This is a genomic window from Streptomyces sp. NPDC096324 (assembly GCF_044763015.1).
Taxonomy (GTDB): domain Bacteria; phylum Actinomycetota; class Actinomycetes; order Streptomycetales; family Streptomycetaceae; genus Streptomyces.
This window is the reverse complement of record NZ_JBIWFK010000002.1, coordinates 1-18,584: the sequence shown is the minus strand read 5'-3', so window position 1 is coordinate 18,584 and position 18,584 is coordinate 1. Positions and strand designations below refer to the sequence as shown.

The window sequence follows — 18,584 nt, the reverse complement described above, 5'->3', positions numbered from 1 at the left end:
TCATAGTAATCACAACGCCACGCTGCGTGGTCGACGTGAACGTGGGGGCGTCTCCGGGCCGACCGTGTCGCGATCCTGTTTCGTGGCGCAGAACCCCTGTCCCGTAAGGGTTCTGACCCGCCTGGCGGTCGAGGGATCACCCACCTGCCCGGCATCGCGCGACAGCGGCTGTCCGGCACGCGAACACTGTGGGTAGTCATATGCCTGCGTCGTGCGCTCCTGTCACGTGCTCTCGCCATGTCCTCGTCATTGGATCGGTGGCACGAAGTGGCCGCGACGCCACAGCTGCGTGCCCGCCCTCTCTCGCAAGGAGTCCCATGTCCCCCAGGAAGCTGACCGGCCCGTCGCCCAGACGGATGCTGTACGCGGCGATCTCCGCGTGTGCCGCCCCCGCGCTGACCCTCACCATGCTGTCGTCCGGCCCGGCCGCCGCCCACGAGCACGGCGGTGACGCCCACTCGGCCGACCGGGCGCAGGCCGACCCCGACGAGGCGGCGGTCATCGGCGAGGAGCACGCCGAGGAACACGCCATGACCAGGAGGGCCCTCAAGGCCGTCGGCGAGTACCCGCAGTCCACCCGCACCGAGCGGCTCAAGGCACTTGCGGCCTCCCAGGCCAAGGTCAACGCGGACTTCGACGCGCTGGACGCCGGCAGGTTCCGGGAGTACTTCCAGTCCCCGGACTTCGCCGCGCACATCGCCATGCTGCCCACCGGCAAGGTGCTGCTGTTCTCCTTCGAGCGCATCGAGAGCAACCCTCAGAAGGAGCCGGCCCCGACCGACACCATCGGCAAGGAGAACGCGGGCCGCGCGTACCTGTGGGATCCGGCCAAGGGCACCGGCCCGGGCTCGTTCACCAAAGTCACGCCGCCCGTGATCAACATGCCGGACGGGCTCAACCAGCCCCGCCCCGCGCCGTTCTTCTGTGCCGGTCACTCCTTCCTGCCCAACGGGATGCTCGGCGTCTTCGGCGGCAACCTCGGCGGCAACGGGGGTTCCGGCGCCAAGCTCTCCCTCGTCTTCGACCCGTGGGAGGAGAAGTGGTACCAGAACCAGGACATGGTGGTCGGCCGGTGGTACCCGTCGGTGGTGACCGGCGCGGACGGGCGGCAGCTGATCATGTCCGGCCAGTCGGAGCTCGGCTGGGGCACCCCCACCTCGATCGTCGAACGCTTCCCCGCCCTGAACAAGCCCGTGCCCACGGCCAAGACGGACAAGCCGGAGGGCTGGGCGCCGGAACTGTTCAAGGCCGACGCCCCGTTCAAGCGTGACTACCCGCACCTCTTCTCGCTGCGGGACGGCAAGATCTACGGCCTGGGCCGGAACCCCGACCAGCAGTGGAAGTTCGACCCCGCCGCCGAGACCCGGACGGACCTGGCACCTCGCCCGGACAACATGCCGCGCAACTACGGGTCCGCCGTGCCGCTACCCGCCGGCTTCAAGGGCCCGGACTCGGTGCTGGTGCTCGGCGGGGACCGGGACGACCCGAACACCTATCAGCTGGTCGGCGGCCAGTGGAGCAAGGAGAAGGCGAGAGCCTTCGGCCGCACCCAGGACGACACCCTGCTCATGCCCGACGCGACCTTGATGACCGTCAACGGCGCCTTCGACATCCGTGACTACGGCAACGGCACGTACAACCCCAACGCGGATCTGAAGTACCGCCAGATCGAACTGCGCGACGAGAACGGCAACTGGAAGCTCGGCCCGGCCCAGCGGCTGCCGCGCGGCTACCACTCCAACGCCGTGGTGCTTCCGGACGGCCGGGTGATGGTCACCGGTGACGAGCTCCAGCAGCTCGCCAACGACCCCGACGTCGGCGACGACATGAACGGCAGCATCGAGATCTACGAGCCGGCCTACCTCCAGCAGGGCAGCCGCCCCCACCTCGGCACCGTGTTCAACCCGTCCGTCGGATACAACGAGAGGATCACGGTGAGCAGCAACACCGCCTCCGATGTCACCCGCGCCGTCCTGCTGGCACCGACCACCGCGACCCACTCGGTCAACACCAGCCAGCGCCACCTCGACCTGAGGATCAAGAGCCGCAGCGGCAACTTCCTCGAACTCCAGGCCCCGCCGTCGGCCAATGCCGCCCCTCCCGGCTACTACATGCTCTTCCTCCTGAACGAGGAGGGCGTGCCCAGCACCGCCGGCTGGGTCCAGCTCAAGCCGGCCTCGGGCGGCCAGACCCGGGGAGCGAGGTAGTGACTGATTGAGTGGGCGGGGGCCGGGCCGGGCTCTGGTGAAGCGGCTGTGGAACCCGTCTGACCGGCGACCCCGCCCTCTGTCATTTCCGGGGATTCTCCGACTGTTTGACACGGTCCCGGAGAAACCCCTTCGCCGGTCTTGCCGGGGATCCTAGAGACCCGCAATTTCCCTGTTCTGCCCCCGGCAGGATTCGAACCCGCTCCCACGGCTCCGGGCGTCCGCTACGGGCGTTCGGTTCCGGCGGGCGGGCGGCGGGTGGTGAGCAGCAGGGCGATGTCGTCGGGGCGCTCGTTGGCCTGGCGGGCCTCCGCGGTGAGCAGATCGGCGGCGCGGGACAGGGACGGGCCGCCCGCCGTGCGGCGCGGCGGGCCCGCGTCGGCCAGGGTCGCGCGAAGCGCCTCGATCCCGTCGTCGATGTCCGTGCCGGGCCGCTCGACCAGCCCGTCCGTGTACAGGGCGAGGACGGCCTCGGGCTCCAGCACCAGGTCCGTGACGGGGTAGTCGGCGTGCGGGTCCACGCCGAGGACCACGCCGCCCGGCAGGTCCAGGACCTCGGTGCGGCCGTCGGGGTGGCGCAGCAGTGGCTGCGGGTGCCCGGCCCGCGCCGCCTGCGCGACACCGGTCACCGGGTCCACCCGGACGTAGCAGCAACTCGCGAACTGACCCGGGTCGAGGTCGATGAGCAGCCGGTTGGTGCCGCTCATGACCTCGTCCGGCGAGTGGTCCCCGAGGGCGAACGCCCGGACCGCGCTGCGCAGTTGGCCCATGGTGGCGGCGGCCTGGACGCCGTGGCCCTGGACGTCCCCGATGACGAGGGCGAGCCCGTCGCCGGCCTCGACGACGTCGTACCAGTCGCCGCCCACGTCCATGCCCACGGTTCCGGGCAGATAGCGGCCCGTCGTCTGGATGAGAGGGTGCGCCGACAGCCGGTGCGGCAGCAGGGCCTCCTGGAGTCCGCGGGCGAGCGCCGCCTCGTTGTCGTAGCGCCTCGCCCGTTCCAGGGACTGCGCGATCAGCCCGGCGAGCGCGGTGAGCACCGTACGCTCCTCGGTGCTGAAGCCGCGGGGCTTGTCGAACCCGAGGATGCACGAGCCGACCGGGCGTCCGGACGCGATCAGCGGAAGGAAGGCACGGGCCCCGACGGTGGCGTCCAGGGAGATGCCCGGGTAGGCGGCGGCGAGCTGCTCCATCGACTCGAAGAAGAGCGCCCTGCCGCTGGTGAGCGCCTCGACGCCGGGCAGTTTGGCGTCCAGGCCCACGCCGTCGAAGGGGGCGAGGAACCCCTGCGGGAAGCCGGTCTCCCAGGCCAGATACAGGCGGCGGTCCTGCAGCAGGTAGATGGCCAGGCGGCGGCTGCCGAACGCGGGCAGCAGCTCGCGCATCACCACCTCGGACACCTGCCGCGCGGTCACCGCCTCGGTCAGCGCGATCGCCAGGACGATGGGCCGGTACTGCGGTGCCGTGCCCGGGACACCGGTGTCGGGTTCCTCGACCTCGGCGCGTACCGCCTGTGTCGCCTCGACGTCCAACGGGGTGTTCCCGGCGCCCTCCGAGACCCGCCCCAGCGGCGTTATCTTGCAGGTCACCCCGCCCGGTCCCGGATAGACGGAGAAGCTCAGCCAGGTGCCCGTCAGGTGGCCCGGAGTCGTCGCGGTGCCGCTTCCCAGCGGGCTGCGGGCCCGGAAGTGCACCGGGTCCGGCGAGAGCAGCGCGCCGCGCAGATGGTCCTCGTAGGCGGGGTGGTCCATCCAGGGCACCACGTCGAACAGCAGCCGTCCCAGCAGCTCGGCACGCGGGCGGCCGAGCAGCTCGGCGGCGCGCGGGTTGGCGTAGGTGATCAGCCCGATCCGGTCGATCGCGAAGACGCCCTCCGGGAGCTGGTCGGCCGCGCCGTCCGCGGCCGGCCCGGGTCCCGGGTCGACGAGCGCGCCGCTGACCCGGTAGGGCGGGTCGTCCCCTCCTCCCGCGGTCCACAGTTCCAGGAGCCGCAGTCCGCCGCCGCCGGTGCGTACCGGCAGCGGATGGGGCGGCGGCCGGCCGGCGGCGGTCTCGCGCAGGGCGGCCAGCAGCAGCCGGGGTTCGTCGTGGGCCAGCGCGTCCGCGAAGGCCTCGGGGGTGCCCGCGAAGTCCTCCTGGGGGATCCCGAGAAGCGCCCACAGGGCGTCGTCCGCGATCAGTCCGCCGTCGTCCGGATCCCAGGTGAAGCCCCCGACGCACCGGGTGGACGGGCCGTCGACCGGCGGCCGGGTTCCGAGCGGTTCGGCGTCCCACAGGACCGTGGACCCGTCCTTGTCCAGTTTCGCCAGGCGGGCTCCGAGCTCCGCCGCCACAGCCGTCATCCGGTCGCGGTCCGGCAGGACCTCGGTGGCGTCGGAGGCCGGCGGGCGCAGCACGATCAGGACCCCGTACGAAGTGGAGTCCCCGACGACGGGCACGTAGAGCGAACCGAACTGGAACGGCAGTCCCGCAGCGAGCTGGGGGTAGCGGCGCATCGTCTCGGTCGGATCGGCGAGCAGCACCTCCACACCGAGCCGATGGGCGTCCGCGACCGGGAACGGCCGGTCCACGTGCATGCGCGACCAGGGGCGGAAAAGGGGGCCCGGCAGGCCCGCGAGCACGGCGAGACGCAGCAGTCCGGGCGTGCCGGAGCGCAGATACACGCCTCCCGCGAAGCCGCGGGCGGCCCGGATCGCGTCCGTCACCGCGTCAGTGAGCAGGGAGGTCAGGCTGTCCAGCGCCCGGCCCTCACGCTCGGCGCTCCCTCTCATCGATCTGCCCTCGTCCGCCCGCCACCAGGGGGGTAACACAGCAAGAATGCGCCTCTCGGGTCGCTCACCGCACCTCGACGTCCTCCGCGGCACCAGGAGGTCAGGCCATTCTTCCCGGCCGCGCCCGAAAGTGCCCAGCGTGAACATACCGGCTCGCGCCCGGTTCGGAAGCTGTCGGGAAGCGAGCGATTCAGAAGGCCGGGCCGGGCCGCAGCGTCTGGGCCGCGGAGGCCGCCACGGCCTCCGCCACCGCGCCGAGGGCGGGGAAATCGAGCTTCCACTGCTGCCAGAACAGGGGGACGTCGATGTCCCGGCCGGCCGCGATACGCACCAGCCGTCCGGCGCGCAGCAGCGGACCGGCCTGGACCTCGGGCACCATGCCCCAGCCCATCCCGGCCGCCACGGCGTCGACGAACCCCTCCGACGTGGGGACGAAGTGGCGCAGCGTGCTCGCTCCGGGACCGCCGGCGAGGGCGCGGACGAAGTCGTCCTGGATGTCGTCGTCGCGGTCGAAGGCCACCACCGGGGCGGATCCGATCAGCTCGCGCGGGGGTGCGCCGGTCCTGGTGCCGAGCCACTGTTCGGCGAAGCCGGGGCTCGCCACCGGCAGATAGCGCATGATCCCGAGGGTGCGCACGGAGCAGCCGGCCACCGGGTCGGGCGACGAGGTGACCGCCGCCATCACCGTTCCCTCGCGCAGCAGGGCGGCGGTGTGGTCCTCGTCCTCGCGGCGCAGCTCGAAGCACAGCCCGAGTCCGTCCGGCACGCGGGCGAGGGCGGGCAGGAACCAAGTGGCCAGCGAATCGGCGTTCACGGCGATCGACAGCCGGGTGGGCTCACCGGAGCCGGACATGCCGAGCTCGGCGTGCGCGTCCCGCTCCAGCAGGGCGAGCCGGCGCGCGAAACGCACGACGATCTCGCCGGACTCGGTCGGCCGCACCGGCTTCGTCCGCGTCAGCAGGACCCTGCCGGTGCGCTGTTCGAGCGACTTGACCCGCTGGCTCACGGCCGAGGGCGTCACATGGAGGGCCGAAGCCGCCGCGTCGAAGGTGCCCTCGTCGACCACGGCGAGCAGGGTGCGCACCTGGTCGAGGGGCAGGTCCGTCATCACGAACGCTAAGGATACGTAAGAATCTTTAGCTGTACTCCTGACGATCCGCTTTCTAGCGTCGGAGGCATGACAGACGCCCTCGCCGCAGCGGTCGCCGGATTCGGCGCCGGCCTCTCCCTCATCGTCGCCATCGGCGCGCAGAACGCCTTCGTCCTGCGCCAGGGAGTCCGCCGGGACGCGGTCCTCGCCGTCGTGGGCATCTGCGCCCTGTCCGACGCGCTGCTCATCGCGCTGGGGGTCGGCGGGGTCGGTGCCGTGGTGGTGGCCTGGCCCGCGGCGCTCACCGCGGTCGGCCTGATCGGCGGCTGTTTCCTGGTCGTCTACGGAGTTCTCGCCGCCCGGCGCGTGCTCCAGCCGTCGGCCCTCCGGGCGGCCGACGGATCCCCGGGCTCCTGGCGGCGTGCCGTCCTCACCTGCCTCGCCCTGACGTGGCTCAACCCGCACGTGTATCTCGACACCGTGTTCCTGCTCGGCTCGCTCGCGGCCGGCCACGGATCGCTGCGCTGGACGTTCGGTCTGGGCGCGGTGCTCGCCAGCCTGTGCTGGTTCGCCGCCCTGGGGTTCGGCGCGCGGCTGCTCGGCCGCTTCCTCGCCCGGCCCGCGTCCTGGCGCGTGCTGGACGGTCTCGTCGCCACGACCATGATCGCGATGGGCGTCACCCTGATCGCCGGCGCCTGAACCGCCGTGCAGTGCCGCCGACGCCCCGTGCCTTTGTTTCGTTCGCGCCAAATGCCTGCCCCCGGGGGACACGAGCCGTCCACGCTCGGCCATAGTGATCCTCGAATCGAAAGATGTATCGAGCAACCAGGGTGAGCGTGGACACGAGCCAGAGCAGTACGGACAACGGCGCCGCGGGGCCGGACAGCGGCGGCGGCGCCGCGGTGGACCCCGGGAGCGGCGGCGGCGCGGAGTCCCACGGGAGCGCGGAGACCCAGCGGCCCGACCGCTCCGGATGGCGCCGCTGGGCCATGGACACCCGGCCGCTGCGCCGCCCCGCCTACCGCCGGCTGTGGTCGTCGACCGCCGTCACGTCCGTGGGCAGCCAGCTCACCGCCGTCGCCGTGCCCAAGCAGATCTACGACATCACCGGATCCTCGGCCTGGGTCGGCTACGCCAGCCTCGCCGGTCTGGTGCCGCTCGTCGTGTTCGCCCTGTGGGGCGGTGCGATCGCCGACAGCGTGGACCGCCGCAAACTGCTCCTCGTCACCAACATCGGCATAGCCGTCACCTCGCTGCTCTTCTGGGCGCAGGCCGTCACCGGGCTGGAGTCGGTGCTCGTCCTGATGGTCCTGCTCGCCCTCCAGCAGGCCTTCTTCGGCCTCAACTCCCCGGCCCGCAGCGCGTCCATCGCCCGGCTCGTCCCGGCGGACGAACTGCCCGCCGCCAACGCGCTCGGCGCGACGGTCATGCAGACCGGCTCGGTGGCCGGACCCATGCTCGCCGGTGCGCTCATCCCCCTCATCGGGCTGCCCGAGCTCTATCTCATCGACGCCCTCGCCCTGACCGTCACCGTGTGGGCCGTCCTGCGGCTCCCCGCGCTGCCGCCCCTCGGCAAAGCGGCCTCCCGGCGCGCGGGTCTGCGCGAAGTGGTGGCCGGCTTCCGCTACATCGCCCTGCACAAGGTGCTGCTGCTGTCCTTCCTCGCCGACATCATCGCCATGGTCCTCGGCATGCCGCGCGCCCTGTTCCCGCAGCTCGCCGCCGAGACGTACGGCTCCTACGGCGAAGGACTCGCGCTCGGCCTGCTGTTCGCGGCGATCCCCATCGGCGCCGTCGTGGGCGGACTGATGTCGGGCACCTTCTCCCGCGCCCGCCGGCACGGCCTGATGGTCATCGTCTCCGTCGCGGCCTGGGGCGCGGCCATCGCCGGGTTCGGTCTCAGCGGCAGCCTGTGGCTCGCCGTGGCCTTCCTGGCCCTGGCCGGGGTCGCCGACATGGTCTCCATGGTCTTCCGCGGCGCGATCCTGCTGTCCGCCGCCACCGACGAGATGCGCGGACGGCTCCAGGGTGTCTTCACCGTGGTCGTCGTGGGCGGCCCGCGCGTCGCCGACGTCCTTCACGGCACGGCCGGTTCGGCCTTCGGAGCGCCCGCCGCGGTCGCCGGCGGAGGCCTGCTGGTGATCATCGCGGTGCTTGTGCTCGCTTTTGTCACACCGGCCTTGAGGCGTTACACAATCTGAATCTCAAAAACGACCATGGTGGTTCTAGAGTGACCGCCATGGTGGACACGCGGCCTACGTCGGCCTTCCACGCGCAGAACATCAGCGCGGACAGCACCTCCCGTCTGGTGGGCGCTCTCGACGCCCAGGACGTCAACGACGGCGTACAGCGCCTGCGTTCGTGGGCGCACGCGGCACTGGCCGTACGGCCCGGGGAGCGGGCGCTCGACATCGGCGCGGGCACCGGGTCCCAGACCCGTCGTCTCGCCGCGGCGGTGGGTCCCCGCGGCAGGGTGCTCGGCATCGAACCCAACCCCGGGCTGCGCGCCGTGGCCGAACAGCGGGGGACCGAGGAACGCAGTGCCGCGCGCTTCGCCGACGCCGACGCCCTCGCCCTGCCGCTGCCCGACGCCACCGTCGACGTCGTGTGGTGCGAGCGGGTCCTCCAGCACCTCGCGGAACCCGAGAAGGCCGTCTTCGAGATAGCGCGCGTGCTGCGCCCCGGCGGGCGCGTCGCCCTGCTGGACACCGACTGGGCGACCACGATCCTGCACCCCGGTGACCCCGAGACGATCGCCGCGCTCACCACCGGCGCGCTGTCCGCCGCCGCCGACCCGTACTCCGGACGCAAGCTGGTGGGACGGCTGACGGCCGCGGGACTCGTCATCGACGACCGTGGATCGCAGGCGCTGCTCCAGGACCACAAGTCGGTCGCCTGGCCGCTCATCCGCATGCTCGGCGACTCGGCGCTGAACCGCGGGCTCATCGACGAGTCGCGGCGCGACCGCCTGTACGAGGACCTCACGGACGCCGCGCGCCAGGGCGGCCTGCACTTGTCGGTGACCATGTTCGGGGCCGTGGCGCACCGCCCGGAATGACGGGTCCGGATTCGCGGCATAGCGCCCGGATTGATCCGGAATACAATGGAATGGCCGTCGCTGACGGGCCAGTACGCAGATTTCCCCTGGTATTGGGGGTACGCGAACACCATGTACACCGCGAGCCAAGATCTGATCACAGCAAGCTCATCGCTCAATGCCGGCGCCGCCTTCATCGGCGGCCTCATCATCGCCGGGGCCCTCGTCTGGGCCGTCCGGATGGGCATCAGGGTCCGGAACCTGGAATCGCGCCCGCCCACACCCGAGGAGCAGCCCAGGCTGCCCGACAGCGGGGCGGTGCACGAGGAGCGTGAGATGCGGGAACCCGACGAGGTCCCGCACGCCGTGGACGAGAGTGAGCGGCTGATGCCGTACAACATGCACTCCGCGGGAACGAAACACGCCGACGACCAGCACCGCAAGCGCTGGCAACCCGGATCCAGCGGGTCCTTCGGCAGCGGCGGACCCGGCAGAACCTGACCGGGGCCGCGAAGGAGCCGACCGCCGTGTGCGGCCGGCTCCTTCGCCTTCGCGCAGCGGCCCGTGCCTACGGGAGATCGGCCGCCGAGTCCTCGGGAGCGAGGTCGGGGCGCAGCCGCAGCCACGACGGCTGGCGGAGCAGTCCGGCGCGGGTACGGGTGCTGTAGCGGACCTCGCCCACCAGCCGGGGGAGCACCCAGCGCGCCTCGGCCGCCCGCGGGAGGGTGTCGAACGGGCAGCGGCCCGTCTCGGCGGCCCGCAGCAGCCGGGCGAGTTCGGCGCGTTCGGCCGCGTTCCATCCGGTGCCCACGCTCCCGACGTAGCGCAGCCTTCCCTCGTCGCGCTGGCCCACGAGTACCGCGCCGGGCAGGCCCGACAGACGGCCCTTCCCGGGGACCCATCCGCCGACCAGGACGTCCGCGGTCCTCATGTTGCGGATCTTGACCCAGGACCGGGAGCGCACGCCGGGCTCGTACACCGAGTCGAGCCGTTTGCAGACCAGCCCCTCCAGACCGCTCGCCCGCGTCGCCCGCAGGGCCTCCTCGCCGTGCCCCACGAGCGCCGTCGGCGTCGACCAGAACGGGCCCGCCAGGGAGAGACTCTCCAGCATCCGGCGCCGCCGCCCGTAGCGCTGGCCCGTGAGGTCGCCGCCGAGATACATGACGTCGAACAGGACGAGATGAGCCGGTGCCTGGCCGGCGCGCCGGGCCGCCCTGCCCGGCGACCGGGCGAGACCCATGCGGGACTGCAGGAGCTGGAAGTCGCCCCGGCCCTGTTCGTCGAGGACCAGCACCTCGCCGTCCAGGACCGCCGCGGTCGTGCCGAGCACACCGCCGAGTGCCCGCAGTTCCGGGTAGGCGGCGGTGATGTCCTCACCGGAGCGCGCCCGCAGGGTCACGCTGCCGTCCCCGGGCAGATAGACCACGGCACGCTGACCGTCCTGCTTCGTCTCGTACGCCCACCGCATGTCCTGGCCGGGGGCCGGCAGGGATCCGGGCGTCGCGAGCATGGGCGCGATCAACGGCAGCTTCGGCAGATTCACACCACCTGTCTCGACCCGCCACCGCCCCCACACGCTTCCCCACCGGCCGTTTCGCCTGAACGGCCGCGCCGCAGCGATCCGGGGCGGTGCTCGGAGCGGTGACCGGCGGGGCGTCCCCTCAGCCGTCCAGCGCCTGGGTGATCAGGGTCTGGAGGTACAGACCGCGGTGGGCGTCGAGGGGGCCCGGGTGGTTCGAGCGGACGGCCGTCGCGAACTCGCGGCGCAGTACGGGCCAGGACTCCTCGTGGTCGAGGGTCCCGAAGTCCAGGACCAGCTCGGGATGCCGGCCGAACAGTTCGACGCGGGTGATCCCGTGCTCGACCTCGACCGAGCCCGACAGGGAGGCCTGGCTCACGGCGCCGCTCTCGTGCTCGCAGGTGAGTTCGAGCCAACGGCGCGGGTCCCCGGCGCCGCGCACCCGGACGATCGGCCCCAGGGCCGCGTCCAGCAGATCGAGCAGATGCGGTCCGAGGTCCAGGAGCGCCCCGTGCTCCAGGCGCCACGGGGTCGCGAAGTCACCGCCCAGGAAGGCGCCGCTGATACCGCAGGAGCGCGCGCCCGAGACCTCCAGGGTCCGCGCCTTCGCCAGGAACCGCCGGGCGGCCGGATGGTAGCGGTTCGTCAGGACGAGCTGGGAGACCACGCCCGAGGCGTCGATCGCGTCCACGAGCCGCCGCGCCGCGGGCAGGTCGAGCGCGAGCGGCTTCTCCAGGAGGAGCGCCTTGCCCGCCTCGGCGGCCCGTACGGCCAGTTCGGCCTGCACCGCGGGCGGAACCGAGAAGGCCACCGCCTCGCAGTCGTCGAGCAGTTCCTCGAACGTCGCGGCGACCTCCGCGCCGTACGGGGCCGCCGTCTCGTGGGCGGCCTCCGGCCGGCGCGCCCACACCGACGTCAGCACCGTCTCGGGTCCGGCGGCGAGCACCCGGGCGTGCACGGCCCGCGCCCAGGGCCCCGCGCCGACGAGCCCCACCCTGACGGGTGAATGGTTCCAGGTGGGCGAGGTGGTGGTCACGGCATCTCCTCTGCGCTGTACGGGGTCTGACGCGCCGTCGGCCGACGACGCCGTCGAGGGGAGCGGCGGCTTCCGACACCGGCCCCTCGGACGTGTACCTCTACGTGTACGTGTGAACAGACTTCACCACGACGTCCCGCAGTTCGGCCAGCGGCCGGCGGCCGCGGCGGCGCACCACGGCCCGCCGGGCACACCGGGGCGCGTAAGCCCGGCGCGCGAGCCCGGGAAGCGCGCCTCTGTCGGTCTCCGCCCGTCGCGCGCCATCATCCCGGACATGGATCCCACACAGGACAAAGCAGGCTTCGGGGGCGGTACGGGCCTGCCCGCGCTGCCGGAGGACTGGGAGCGGTGTCTCGCCGTGGCCGCCCACCCGGACGACATCGAGTACGGCACCGCCTGCGCCGTCGCGCGCTGGACAGCCCAGGGCAAGCAGGTGAGCTATCTGCTGGCGACCAGGGGAGAGGCCGGCATCGACGGCCTGCACCCGGACCGGGCGGCACCGCTGCGCGAGGCCGAGGAACGGGCCGGCGCACGGCAGGTCGGCGTCGACACCGTCGAGTTCCTCGATCACCGCGACGGCGTCGTCGAGTACGGCACCGCGCTGCGCCGGGAGATCGTGCGCGCGATGCGCCGCCACCGGCCCGACATCGTGGTGTCCGGCGCGTTCACGGTACGGATGGTCGGCGGCATGACCAACCAGGCGGACCACCGGGCGGTGGGCCTGGCCGCCCTCGACGCGGCACGCGACGCGGGAAACCGCTGGATCTTCCCCGAACTCGCCGACGAGGGGCTGGAACCCTGGAACGGCATCCGGATGGTCTGCGTCGCCGGAGCGGAGCAGCCCACCCACGGCGTCGACGTCACCGGCGAACCCCTCGAACGCGGCATCGCCTCGCTGGAGGCGCACGCCGAGTACACCAAAGCCCTGGGCGCGGGCGCCTTCGAACCGCGGCCGTTCCTCACCTGGGCGGCCGGCATGGGCGGAGCGGCGCTCGGCGTCGAGTCCGCCGTCCTCTTCGACGTCCACCAGCTCGTCCCGGACGGTCCGCCGCCCTGGGTGTGAGCACGACCCGGCCAACCGGCCCCCGCGGCACGGCGGCGACTTGACCCGATCGTGGGGGCCGGGGCGGGGAGGGACTCATAGGCTGTGCGCGAGTGATCACCGTCGAACCGGAGGAGCGAACGTGACACCACGCCCGCACGAGGCCGCACGACGCACAACCGTCCTTCGCCGCGAGGCCGTCGTCGCGGCCGTCCCCGTGGCCATCGCCGCCCTGCTCACCGCGGCGGGCCCCGCCACGGCGGCCGGGAGCGTGGGCTCCGCCGGCGCGGGAGACCCGTACTTCCCTCTCTCGGGCAACGGCGGCTACGACGTCCGGCACTACGATCTGACGCTGGGTTACGACCCGCACAGCCGCCACCTCGACGGCAAGGCGGTCATCACCGCCAGAGCCACGCAGCGGCTGAGCCGGTTCGACCTCGACCTCAGCGGACTGAAGGTCACCGGCGTCACCGTCGACCACGCCAAGGCCGCGTTCCGGCGCGACGGCCGCGAGCTCGTCGTCACCCCGAAGGACACCCTGCGCAAGGGCCAGGAGTTCCGCGTCACCGTCACCTACTCCGGCACCCCGAAGCCGGTCACCGACCCCGACGGTTCCCTCGACGGGTGGATCCCCACGGACGACGGCGCGTTCGTGGCCGGCGAGCCCCAGGGCGCGATGACGTGGTTCCCCGCCAACAGCCACCCCACGGACAAGGCGTCGTACGACTTCACCCTGACCGTGCCGAAGGGGAGCACCGCCGTCGCCAACGGCGTCCTGCTCGGGCAGCGGACCGCGAACGGCCGGACCACCTTCCGCTGGCGCCAGTCCGAACCGATGGCGGCCTATCTCGCCACGTCGACCGTCGGCACGTTCAAGGTCGAGCAGTACACCACCCGCGACGGCCTCAAGATCTACAACGCGATCGACCCCCGCGAGGCCGCCGCCGCCGCGCCGGTCGTCAAGAAGCTGCCGTCCGTCCTGGCCTGGGAGAGCAAGCTCTTCGGCCCCTACCCCTTCCGGGCGGCCGGAGCGATCGTCGACCGGGCCCCGCAGGTCGGCTACGCCCTGGAGACCCAGACCCGTCCCGTGTACGACTCCGCGCCCGACCTGGACACCCTCGTCCACGAGAGCGCCCACCAGTGGTTCGGCGACTCCGTCACCCTGACCCGGTGGAAGGACATCTGGCTCAACGAGGGCTTCGCGACCTACACCGAGTGGCTGTACGCCGAGCAGCACGGCGGCAAGAGCGCGCAGAAGGCCTTCGACACGCTGTACGCCACCCCCGCGGGCAAGGACCTCTGGGCGTTCCCGCCGGGTGATCCCGGCAGCGGCGAGCACATCTTCGAGACTCCGGTGTACGCCCGGGGCGCCATGGTCCTGCACAAGGTGCGCACGACCGTCGGCGATCCCGTGTTCTTCCGCGTCCTGCGCACCTGGGCCACCGTCCACCGCGACGGGCACGGGACGACGGCCCAGTTCATCCGGCTCGCCGAGCGGGAGTCCGGCAAGGACCTCTCCGGACTCTTCCACACCTGGCTCTTCACGGCCGGGAAGCCCGCCTCGGCCTGAGGCGGGCTTCCCGGAGGTGGCTGCGGTCCGGCTCAGGCCGGCCGCAGCCACACCGTCGCCAGCGGCGGCAGCGTCAGTTCGATGCTGGTCGGCCGGCCGTGCATACCGATCGCCTCGGCCTTGACGGGTTCGGGGTGGACGACGTCGCTGCCGCCGTAGCGGAGGCTGTCCGTGTTGAGGACCTCCCGCCAGGCGGGGATCTCCTCGGGGACGCCGAGGCGGTAGCCGTGCCGGACGGCGGGGGAGAGGTGGGAGACGGCGAGCAGCGGGGTGCCGTCGGCGGCGTGACGCAGGAAGGCGAAGACGTTGTCGTCGGCGGCGTCGCCGACGACCCAGGTGAAGCCGGACGGGTCCGTGTCGCGTTCCCACAGCGCGGGTTCGCCGCGGTAGAGGGTGTTGAGGTCGCGGACGAGATCCTGGACCCCGCGGTGGTCGGCTTCGGCGCAGTAGGCGGGGTCGAGGAGCCACCACTCGGGGCCCTCGGCCTCCTTCCATTCACCGCCCTGCGCGAACTCCTGCCCCATGAAGAGCAGTTGCTTGCCGGGGTGGGCCCACATGAAGCCGAGGTAGGCGCGGGCGTTGGCGCGCCGCTGCCACCAGTCGCCGGGCATCTTGGAGACGAGCGCCTGCTTGCCGTGCACGACCTCGTCGTGGGAGATCGGCAGGACGTAGTTCTCGCTGTAGGCGTACACCATCGAGAAGGTCATCTCGTTGTGGTGGTACTTGCGGTGGATCGGCTCGTGCTGCATGTACTCCAGCGAGTCGTGCATCCAGCCCATGTTCCACTTGAGGCCGAAGCCGAGCCCTCCGTCGGACGTCGGACGGGTGACGCCTTCCCAGGCCGTGGACTCCTCGGCGATCGTGACGACACCGGGGTTGCGGCGGTAGACGGTGGCGTTCATCTCCTGGAGGAACGCCACCGCGTCGGGATTGTCCCGCCCGCCGAACTCGTTGGGGGCCCACTGACCCTCTTCGCGGGAGTAGTCGAGGTAGAGCATGGAGGCGACGGCGTCGACCCGCAGGCCGTCGATGTGGAACTCCTCGCACCAGTAAGTGGCGTTGGCGACGAGGAAGTTGCGGACCTCGCGGCGGCCGTAGTCGAATTCGAGCGTGCCCCAGTCGGGGTGGTCGGAGCGCCGCGGGTCGGCGTGTTCGTACAGCGGGCGGCCGTCGAACTGGGCGAGGGCCCAGTCGTCGCGGGGGAAGTGGGCGGGGACCCAGTCCATGAGGACGCCGACTCCGGCGCGGTGCAGGGCGTCGACGAGGTACTTGAAGTCGTCGGGGGTGCCCAGGCGCGCGGTGGGCGCGTAGAACCCGGTGATCTGGTAGCCCCACGAGCCGCCGAAGGGGTGCTCGGCGACGGGCATGAGCTGGACGTGGGTGAAGCCGAGGTCGGTGACGTAGGCGGGGAGCTGGTCAGCCAGTTGACGGTAGGTCAGACCGGGCCGCCAGGACGGGAGATGTACCTCGTACACCGAGAACGGCGCCGCGTGCACCGGGCGCTGCTTCGCCCGCTCCTTCATCCACTTCGCGTCCTGCCACGTGTACGACGACCGCGTCACGACCGACGAGGTGGCCGGAGGCACCTCGGTGCGGCGGGCCATCGGGTCGGCGCGCAGGGTGCGGGATCCGTCGGGGCGCGTGATGTCGAACTTGTAGAGCGTCCCCTCACCCATGCCGGGCAGGAACACCTCCCACACACCGGACGACCCGAGCGAGCGCATCGGGAACCCGGCGGCGCCGTCCCAGTGGCAGAAGTCCCCGCAGACCCGGACCCCTTGGGCGTTCGGGGCCCACACGGTGAAGCGTGTGCCCTCCACCCCCTCGTGGGTCATCGGCTCGGCGCCGAGCGCCCGCCACAGCTCCTCGTGCCGGCCCTGGCCGATCAGATGCAGGTCGAACTCGCCGAGTGCCGGCAGGAACCGGTAGGGGTCCTGTGTCTCGAACTCGGTGACGTCGTACGTCACGACCAGGGTGTAGTCGGGAATCGCGTCGAACGGCAGGACGGAGCCGAAGAGCCCGTCGCCCAGGTCGTCCAGCGCCGTACGGTTCCCGTCCACGACCACCGCCACCCCCTGGGCGTACGGCCGCAGCGCCCGGAACACCACTCCGCCCGGCACCGGATGGGCACCCAGCAGCGCGTGCGGATCGTGATGGGCGCCGGAGAGCAGCCGCCCCCGATCCGTGGGGTCCAGCGCTGCGGGCTGCGCGGACGGGGCGGCGGGCTTGGCCCGTCGAACGCGGGAGGATGCGGTGCGGGTCACGGCTTGGGCCTCTCGAAGTGGGGGTGTACGGGTGGTCGGCGGGAGCATTCGTGCTGGTCGGGGTCGGGGTCGGGGTCGGGGTCGGGTTCGGGTTCGGGTTCGGGGTCGGTGACCGGCGGCGGTCGGCGGCGGAGGCCGGGTGGTGAGCCGGTCACCGGGTACCGGGGTTGTAGGTCGTCAGGGGCTGTCGGCGAGCCGTCCGACGGCCGCCATGGGGACGGGCAGCCAGTCGGGCCGGTGCCGTGCCTCGTACAGCACCTCGTACACGGCGCGGTCCGTCTCGTACGCGCGCAGCAGTTCGGGCTCCTCGCGCGGGTCCCAGGCCGCCGCGGCGGCGTAGCCCGAGCAGAAGGCCTCGCGGCAGCGCTCCGCCCACTCGGGACGCCAGGGCTGCCGGGAGCGGGCCGCGTAGTCGAAGGACCGCAGCATGCCCGCGACATCGCGTACGGGCGACTGGACACGCCGACGTTCGCTGATCGGGCGGGCGGGTTCACCCTCGAAGTCGATGACCGACCACCGTTCCCCGGCGCGCAGGACCTGGCCGAGGTGGAGATCGCCGTGGATGCGCTGGGCGGGGCGGACCGCGGAGTCCAGGGCGGCGAGCGCGTCGAACGCCGACCGCAACCCGGTTGCGTGCGGGCGAAGTTCGGGGACGGAGCGGACGGCGGAGTCGAGACGCCCGTGCATCGCCTCCGCGAGCCGCTTGTTCCGGTACGGGCTCGGCGTGTCCACGGGGAAGGCCTCGGCCAGGGTCAGATGCACCTCGGCGGTGGCCCGGCCCAGTTCGTACGCCTCGCCCGTGAAGTCCTGCCGTGAGCCGAGGGACTCGAGTGCCAGCGCCCAGCCGTCGGCGGCGCCCCGCAGATACGGCTGGAGGACGCCGAGGGTCGCTTCCTGGGGCTCCGAGGTCCGGAACCACGCGGCCGGCGCGGGGACGCGGGTGCAGCCCTGCCGGGCCAGGGCGCGCGGCACTTCCAGGTCCGGGTTGATGCCGGGCTGGACGCGCCGGAAGACCTTCAGTATGAACGCGTCCCCGTAAACCAGTGAGGTGTTGGACTGCTCGGCGTCGAGGAGTCGCGGCGCGAGACCGGACGGCACCGTCACACGGGGGTCGCGTTCGAACCGCAGCGGTCCCGCCGTACCCGAACGGCGCAGCCGCTCCAGGAGCAGTCCCGCGGCCTTCGGGTCGTGGAAGGCGTCGTACACGGTCAGGTCGGCCAGCGGACCGGCGCTCGCCCGGCCGATGAAGGCGTGGGCCAGCCGCGGCGGCAGGACCTCCCGCACACCGAGGAGCAGTTGGTAGCAGTCCTCGGCCGCGGGGGTGCCGGCCGTGCCGTGGGCGGGCGGACCGAGGTGCTCGGTGCGGACCAGCAGATGCAGACACCCCGGGTACAGCTCGGTGGTCGACAGCAGGGTCAGATCCGTCACGGGCCTGCCCTTGCCCGCGAACCAGCGCTGCCGCGGCAGCCAGGCGCGCAGCAGCTCGGCCAGCGAGGTGAGCAGCGGAGCGGTGTCGAGGCCGCTCGGACGCCGCAGAGCGGTGTTCGCCATGACGGCACGTCCTTTCAGGGGCGGGCGGGCTGTCGAGGGGGACGCGTTCACGAGCGCCTCGTGGTGCCGGGCCCGACCGCGGGGCGCAGCCGGAACCAGTAGAAGCCGTGGCCGGCGAGGGTCAGCAGGTAGGGCAGTTCGCCGATGGCCGGGAACCGCACGCCACCGATGAGCTCGACGGGGTGCCTGCCGTCGAACTCGCGCAGGTCGAGCTCGGTGGGCTGGGCGAAGCGCGAGAAGTTGTGCACGCACAGCACCAGGTCGTCCTTGTATTCCCGCAGGAAGGCGAGGACGGCGGGGTTGGAGGAGGGGAGTTCGGTGTAGGAGCCGAGTCCGAAGGCTTTGTTCTGTTTGCGGATCTCGATCATGCGGCGGGTCCAGTGGAGCAGCGAGGAGGGCGAGGACATGGACGCCTCGACGTTGGTGACCTGGTAGCCGTAGACGGGGTCCATGATCGTGGGGAGGAAGAGGCGGCCGGGGTCGCTGGAGGAGAAGCC

Annotated in this window: 14 protein-coding genes; 7 read left to right on the top strand and 7 right to left on the bottom strand. The window is 72.2% G+C overall.

What is annotated here, in order from left to right; translation table 11 throughout:
• Positions 1 to 317 precede the first annotated feature (317 nt).
• Positions 318 to 2,207: a galactose oxidase-like domain-containing protein gene (locus ACIQ7M_RS03620; protein WP_403639282.1), complete on the top strand. Its 1,890-nt coding sequence runs from the start codon at positions 318 to 320 to the stop codon at positions 2,205 to 2,207.
• A gap of 224 nt (positions 2,208 to 2,431) precedes the next feature.
• Here the strand turns inward: ACIQ7M_RS03620 and ACIQ7M_RS03615 are convergent, their stop codons facing one another.
• Both ACIQ7M_RS03615 and ACIQ7M_RS03610 read right to left on the bottom strand, forming a co-directional pair.
• Positions 2,432 to 4,978, bottom strand: coding sequence for a SpoIIE family protein phosphatase (locus ACIQ7M_RS03615; protein ID WP_403639280.1), 2,547 nt, complete (start codon positions 4,976 to 4,978; stop codon positions 2,432 to 2,434).
• A gap of 190 nt (positions 4,979 to 5,168) precedes the next feature.
• On the bottom strand, positions 5,169 to 6,089 hold the full coding sequence (locus ACIQ7M_RS03610; protein ID WP_403639279.1) for a LysR family transcriptional regulator ArgP: 921 nt from the start codon (positions 6,087 to 6,089) through the stop codon (positions 5,169 to 5,171).
• Positions 6,090 to 6,155: 66 nt separating this feature from the next.
• Between ACIQ7M_RS03610 and ACIQ7M_RS03605 the strand changes: the two genes are divergently transcribed.
• The 4 genes from ACIQ7M_RS03605 to ACIQ7M_RS03590 all read left to right on the top strand — a co-directional run bounded on the left by ACIQ7M_RS03605 (position 6,156) and on the right by ACIQ7M_RS03590 (position 9,606).
• Positions 6,156 to 6,767, top strand: a complete 612-nt coding sequence (locus tag ACIQ7M_RS03605; protein WP_403639277.1) for a LysE/ArgO family amino acid transporter — start codon at positions 6,156 to 6,158, stop codon at positions 6,765 to 6,767.
• A gap of 113 nt (positions 6,768 to 6,880) precedes the next feature.
• Complete coding sequence (locus ACIQ7M_RS03600) at positions 6,881 to 8,269, top strand: MFS transporter (protein ID WP_355768444.1); 1,389 nt, start codon at positions 6,881 to 6,883, stop codon at positions 8,267 to 8,269.
• Positions 8,270 to 8,307: 38 nt separating this feature from the next.
• A complete protein-coding gene (locus ACIQ7M_RS03595; protein ID WP_403639274.1) occupies positions 8,308 to 9,126 on the top strand; it encodes a methyltransferase domain-containing protein in 819 nt (272 codons plus the stop codon).
• A 111-nt stretch (positions 9,127 to 9,237) separates the two neighbouring features.
• Positions 9,238 to 9,606, top strand: a complete 369-nt coding sequence (locus ACIQ7M_RS03590; protein ID WP_355768438.1) for a DUF6479 family protein — start codon at positions 9,238 to 9,240, stop codon at positions 9,604 to 9,606.
• 67 nt (positions 9,607 to 9,673) lie between these two features.
• Here the strand turns inward: ACIQ7M_RS03590 and ACIQ7M_RS03585 are convergent, their stop codons facing one another.
• Positions 9,674 to 10,615: an ATP-dependent DNA ligase gene (locus ACIQ7M_RS03585; RefSeq protein ID WP_403640858.1), complete on the bottom strand. Its 942-nt coding sequence runs from the start codon at positions 10,613 to 10,615 to the stop codon at positions 9,674 to 9,676.
• A 151-nt stretch (positions 10,616 to 10,766) separates the two neighbouring features.
• A complete protein-coding gene (locus ACIQ7M_RS03580) occupies positions 10,767 to 11,660 on the bottom strand; it encodes a Gfo/Idh/MocA family protein (protein WP_403639271.1) in 894 nt (297 codons plus the stop codon).
• A gap of 274 nt (positions 11,661 to 11,934) precedes the next feature.
• Between ACIQ7M_RS03580 and ACIQ7M_RS03575 the strand changes: the two genes are divergently transcribed.
• Together ACIQ7M_RS03575 and ACIQ7M_RS03570 are read left to right on the top strand one after the other, a co-directional pair.
• Entirely contained in the window at positions 11,935 to 12,723 is a 789-nt protein-coding gene (locus ACIQ7M_RS03575; RefSeq protein WP_403639269.1) for a PIG-L deacetylase family protein, read from the top strand.
• 121 nt (positions 12,724 to 12,844) lie between these two features.
• A complete protein-coding gene (locus ACIQ7M_RS03570; protein WP_403639267.1) occupies positions 12,845 to 14,272 on the top strand; it encodes a M1 family metallopeptidase in 1,428 nt (475 codons plus the stop codon).
• A 32-nt stretch (positions 14,273 to 14,304) separates the two neighbouring features.
• Here ACIQ7M_RS03570 and glgB read toward each other — a convergent pair whose 3' ends face one another.
• The 3 genes from glgB to ACIQ7M_RS03555 form a co-directional block, all read right to left on the bottom strand.
• Positions 14,305 to 16,584, bottom strand: a complete 2,280-nt coding sequence (gene glgB / locus ACIQ7M_RS03565; RefSeq protein ID WP_403639265.1) for a 1,4-alpha-glucan branching enzyme — start codon at positions 16,582 to 16,584, stop codon at positions 14,305 to 14,307.
• A 129-nt stretch (positions 16,585 to 16,713) separates the two neighbouring features.
• Complete coding sequence (locus tag ACIQ7M_RS03560) at positions 16,714 to 18,087, bottom strand: phosphotransferase (protein WP_403639263.1); 1,374 nt, start codon at positions 18,085 to 18,087, stop codon at positions 16,714 to 16,716.
• A 47-nt stretch (positions 18,088 to 18,134) separates the two neighbouring features.
• The coding region (locus tag ACIQ7M_RS03555) for an alpha-glucosidase C-terminal domain-containing protein (protein WP_403639261.1) at positions 18,135 to 18,584 on the bottom strand (450 nt) is incomplete at its 5' end.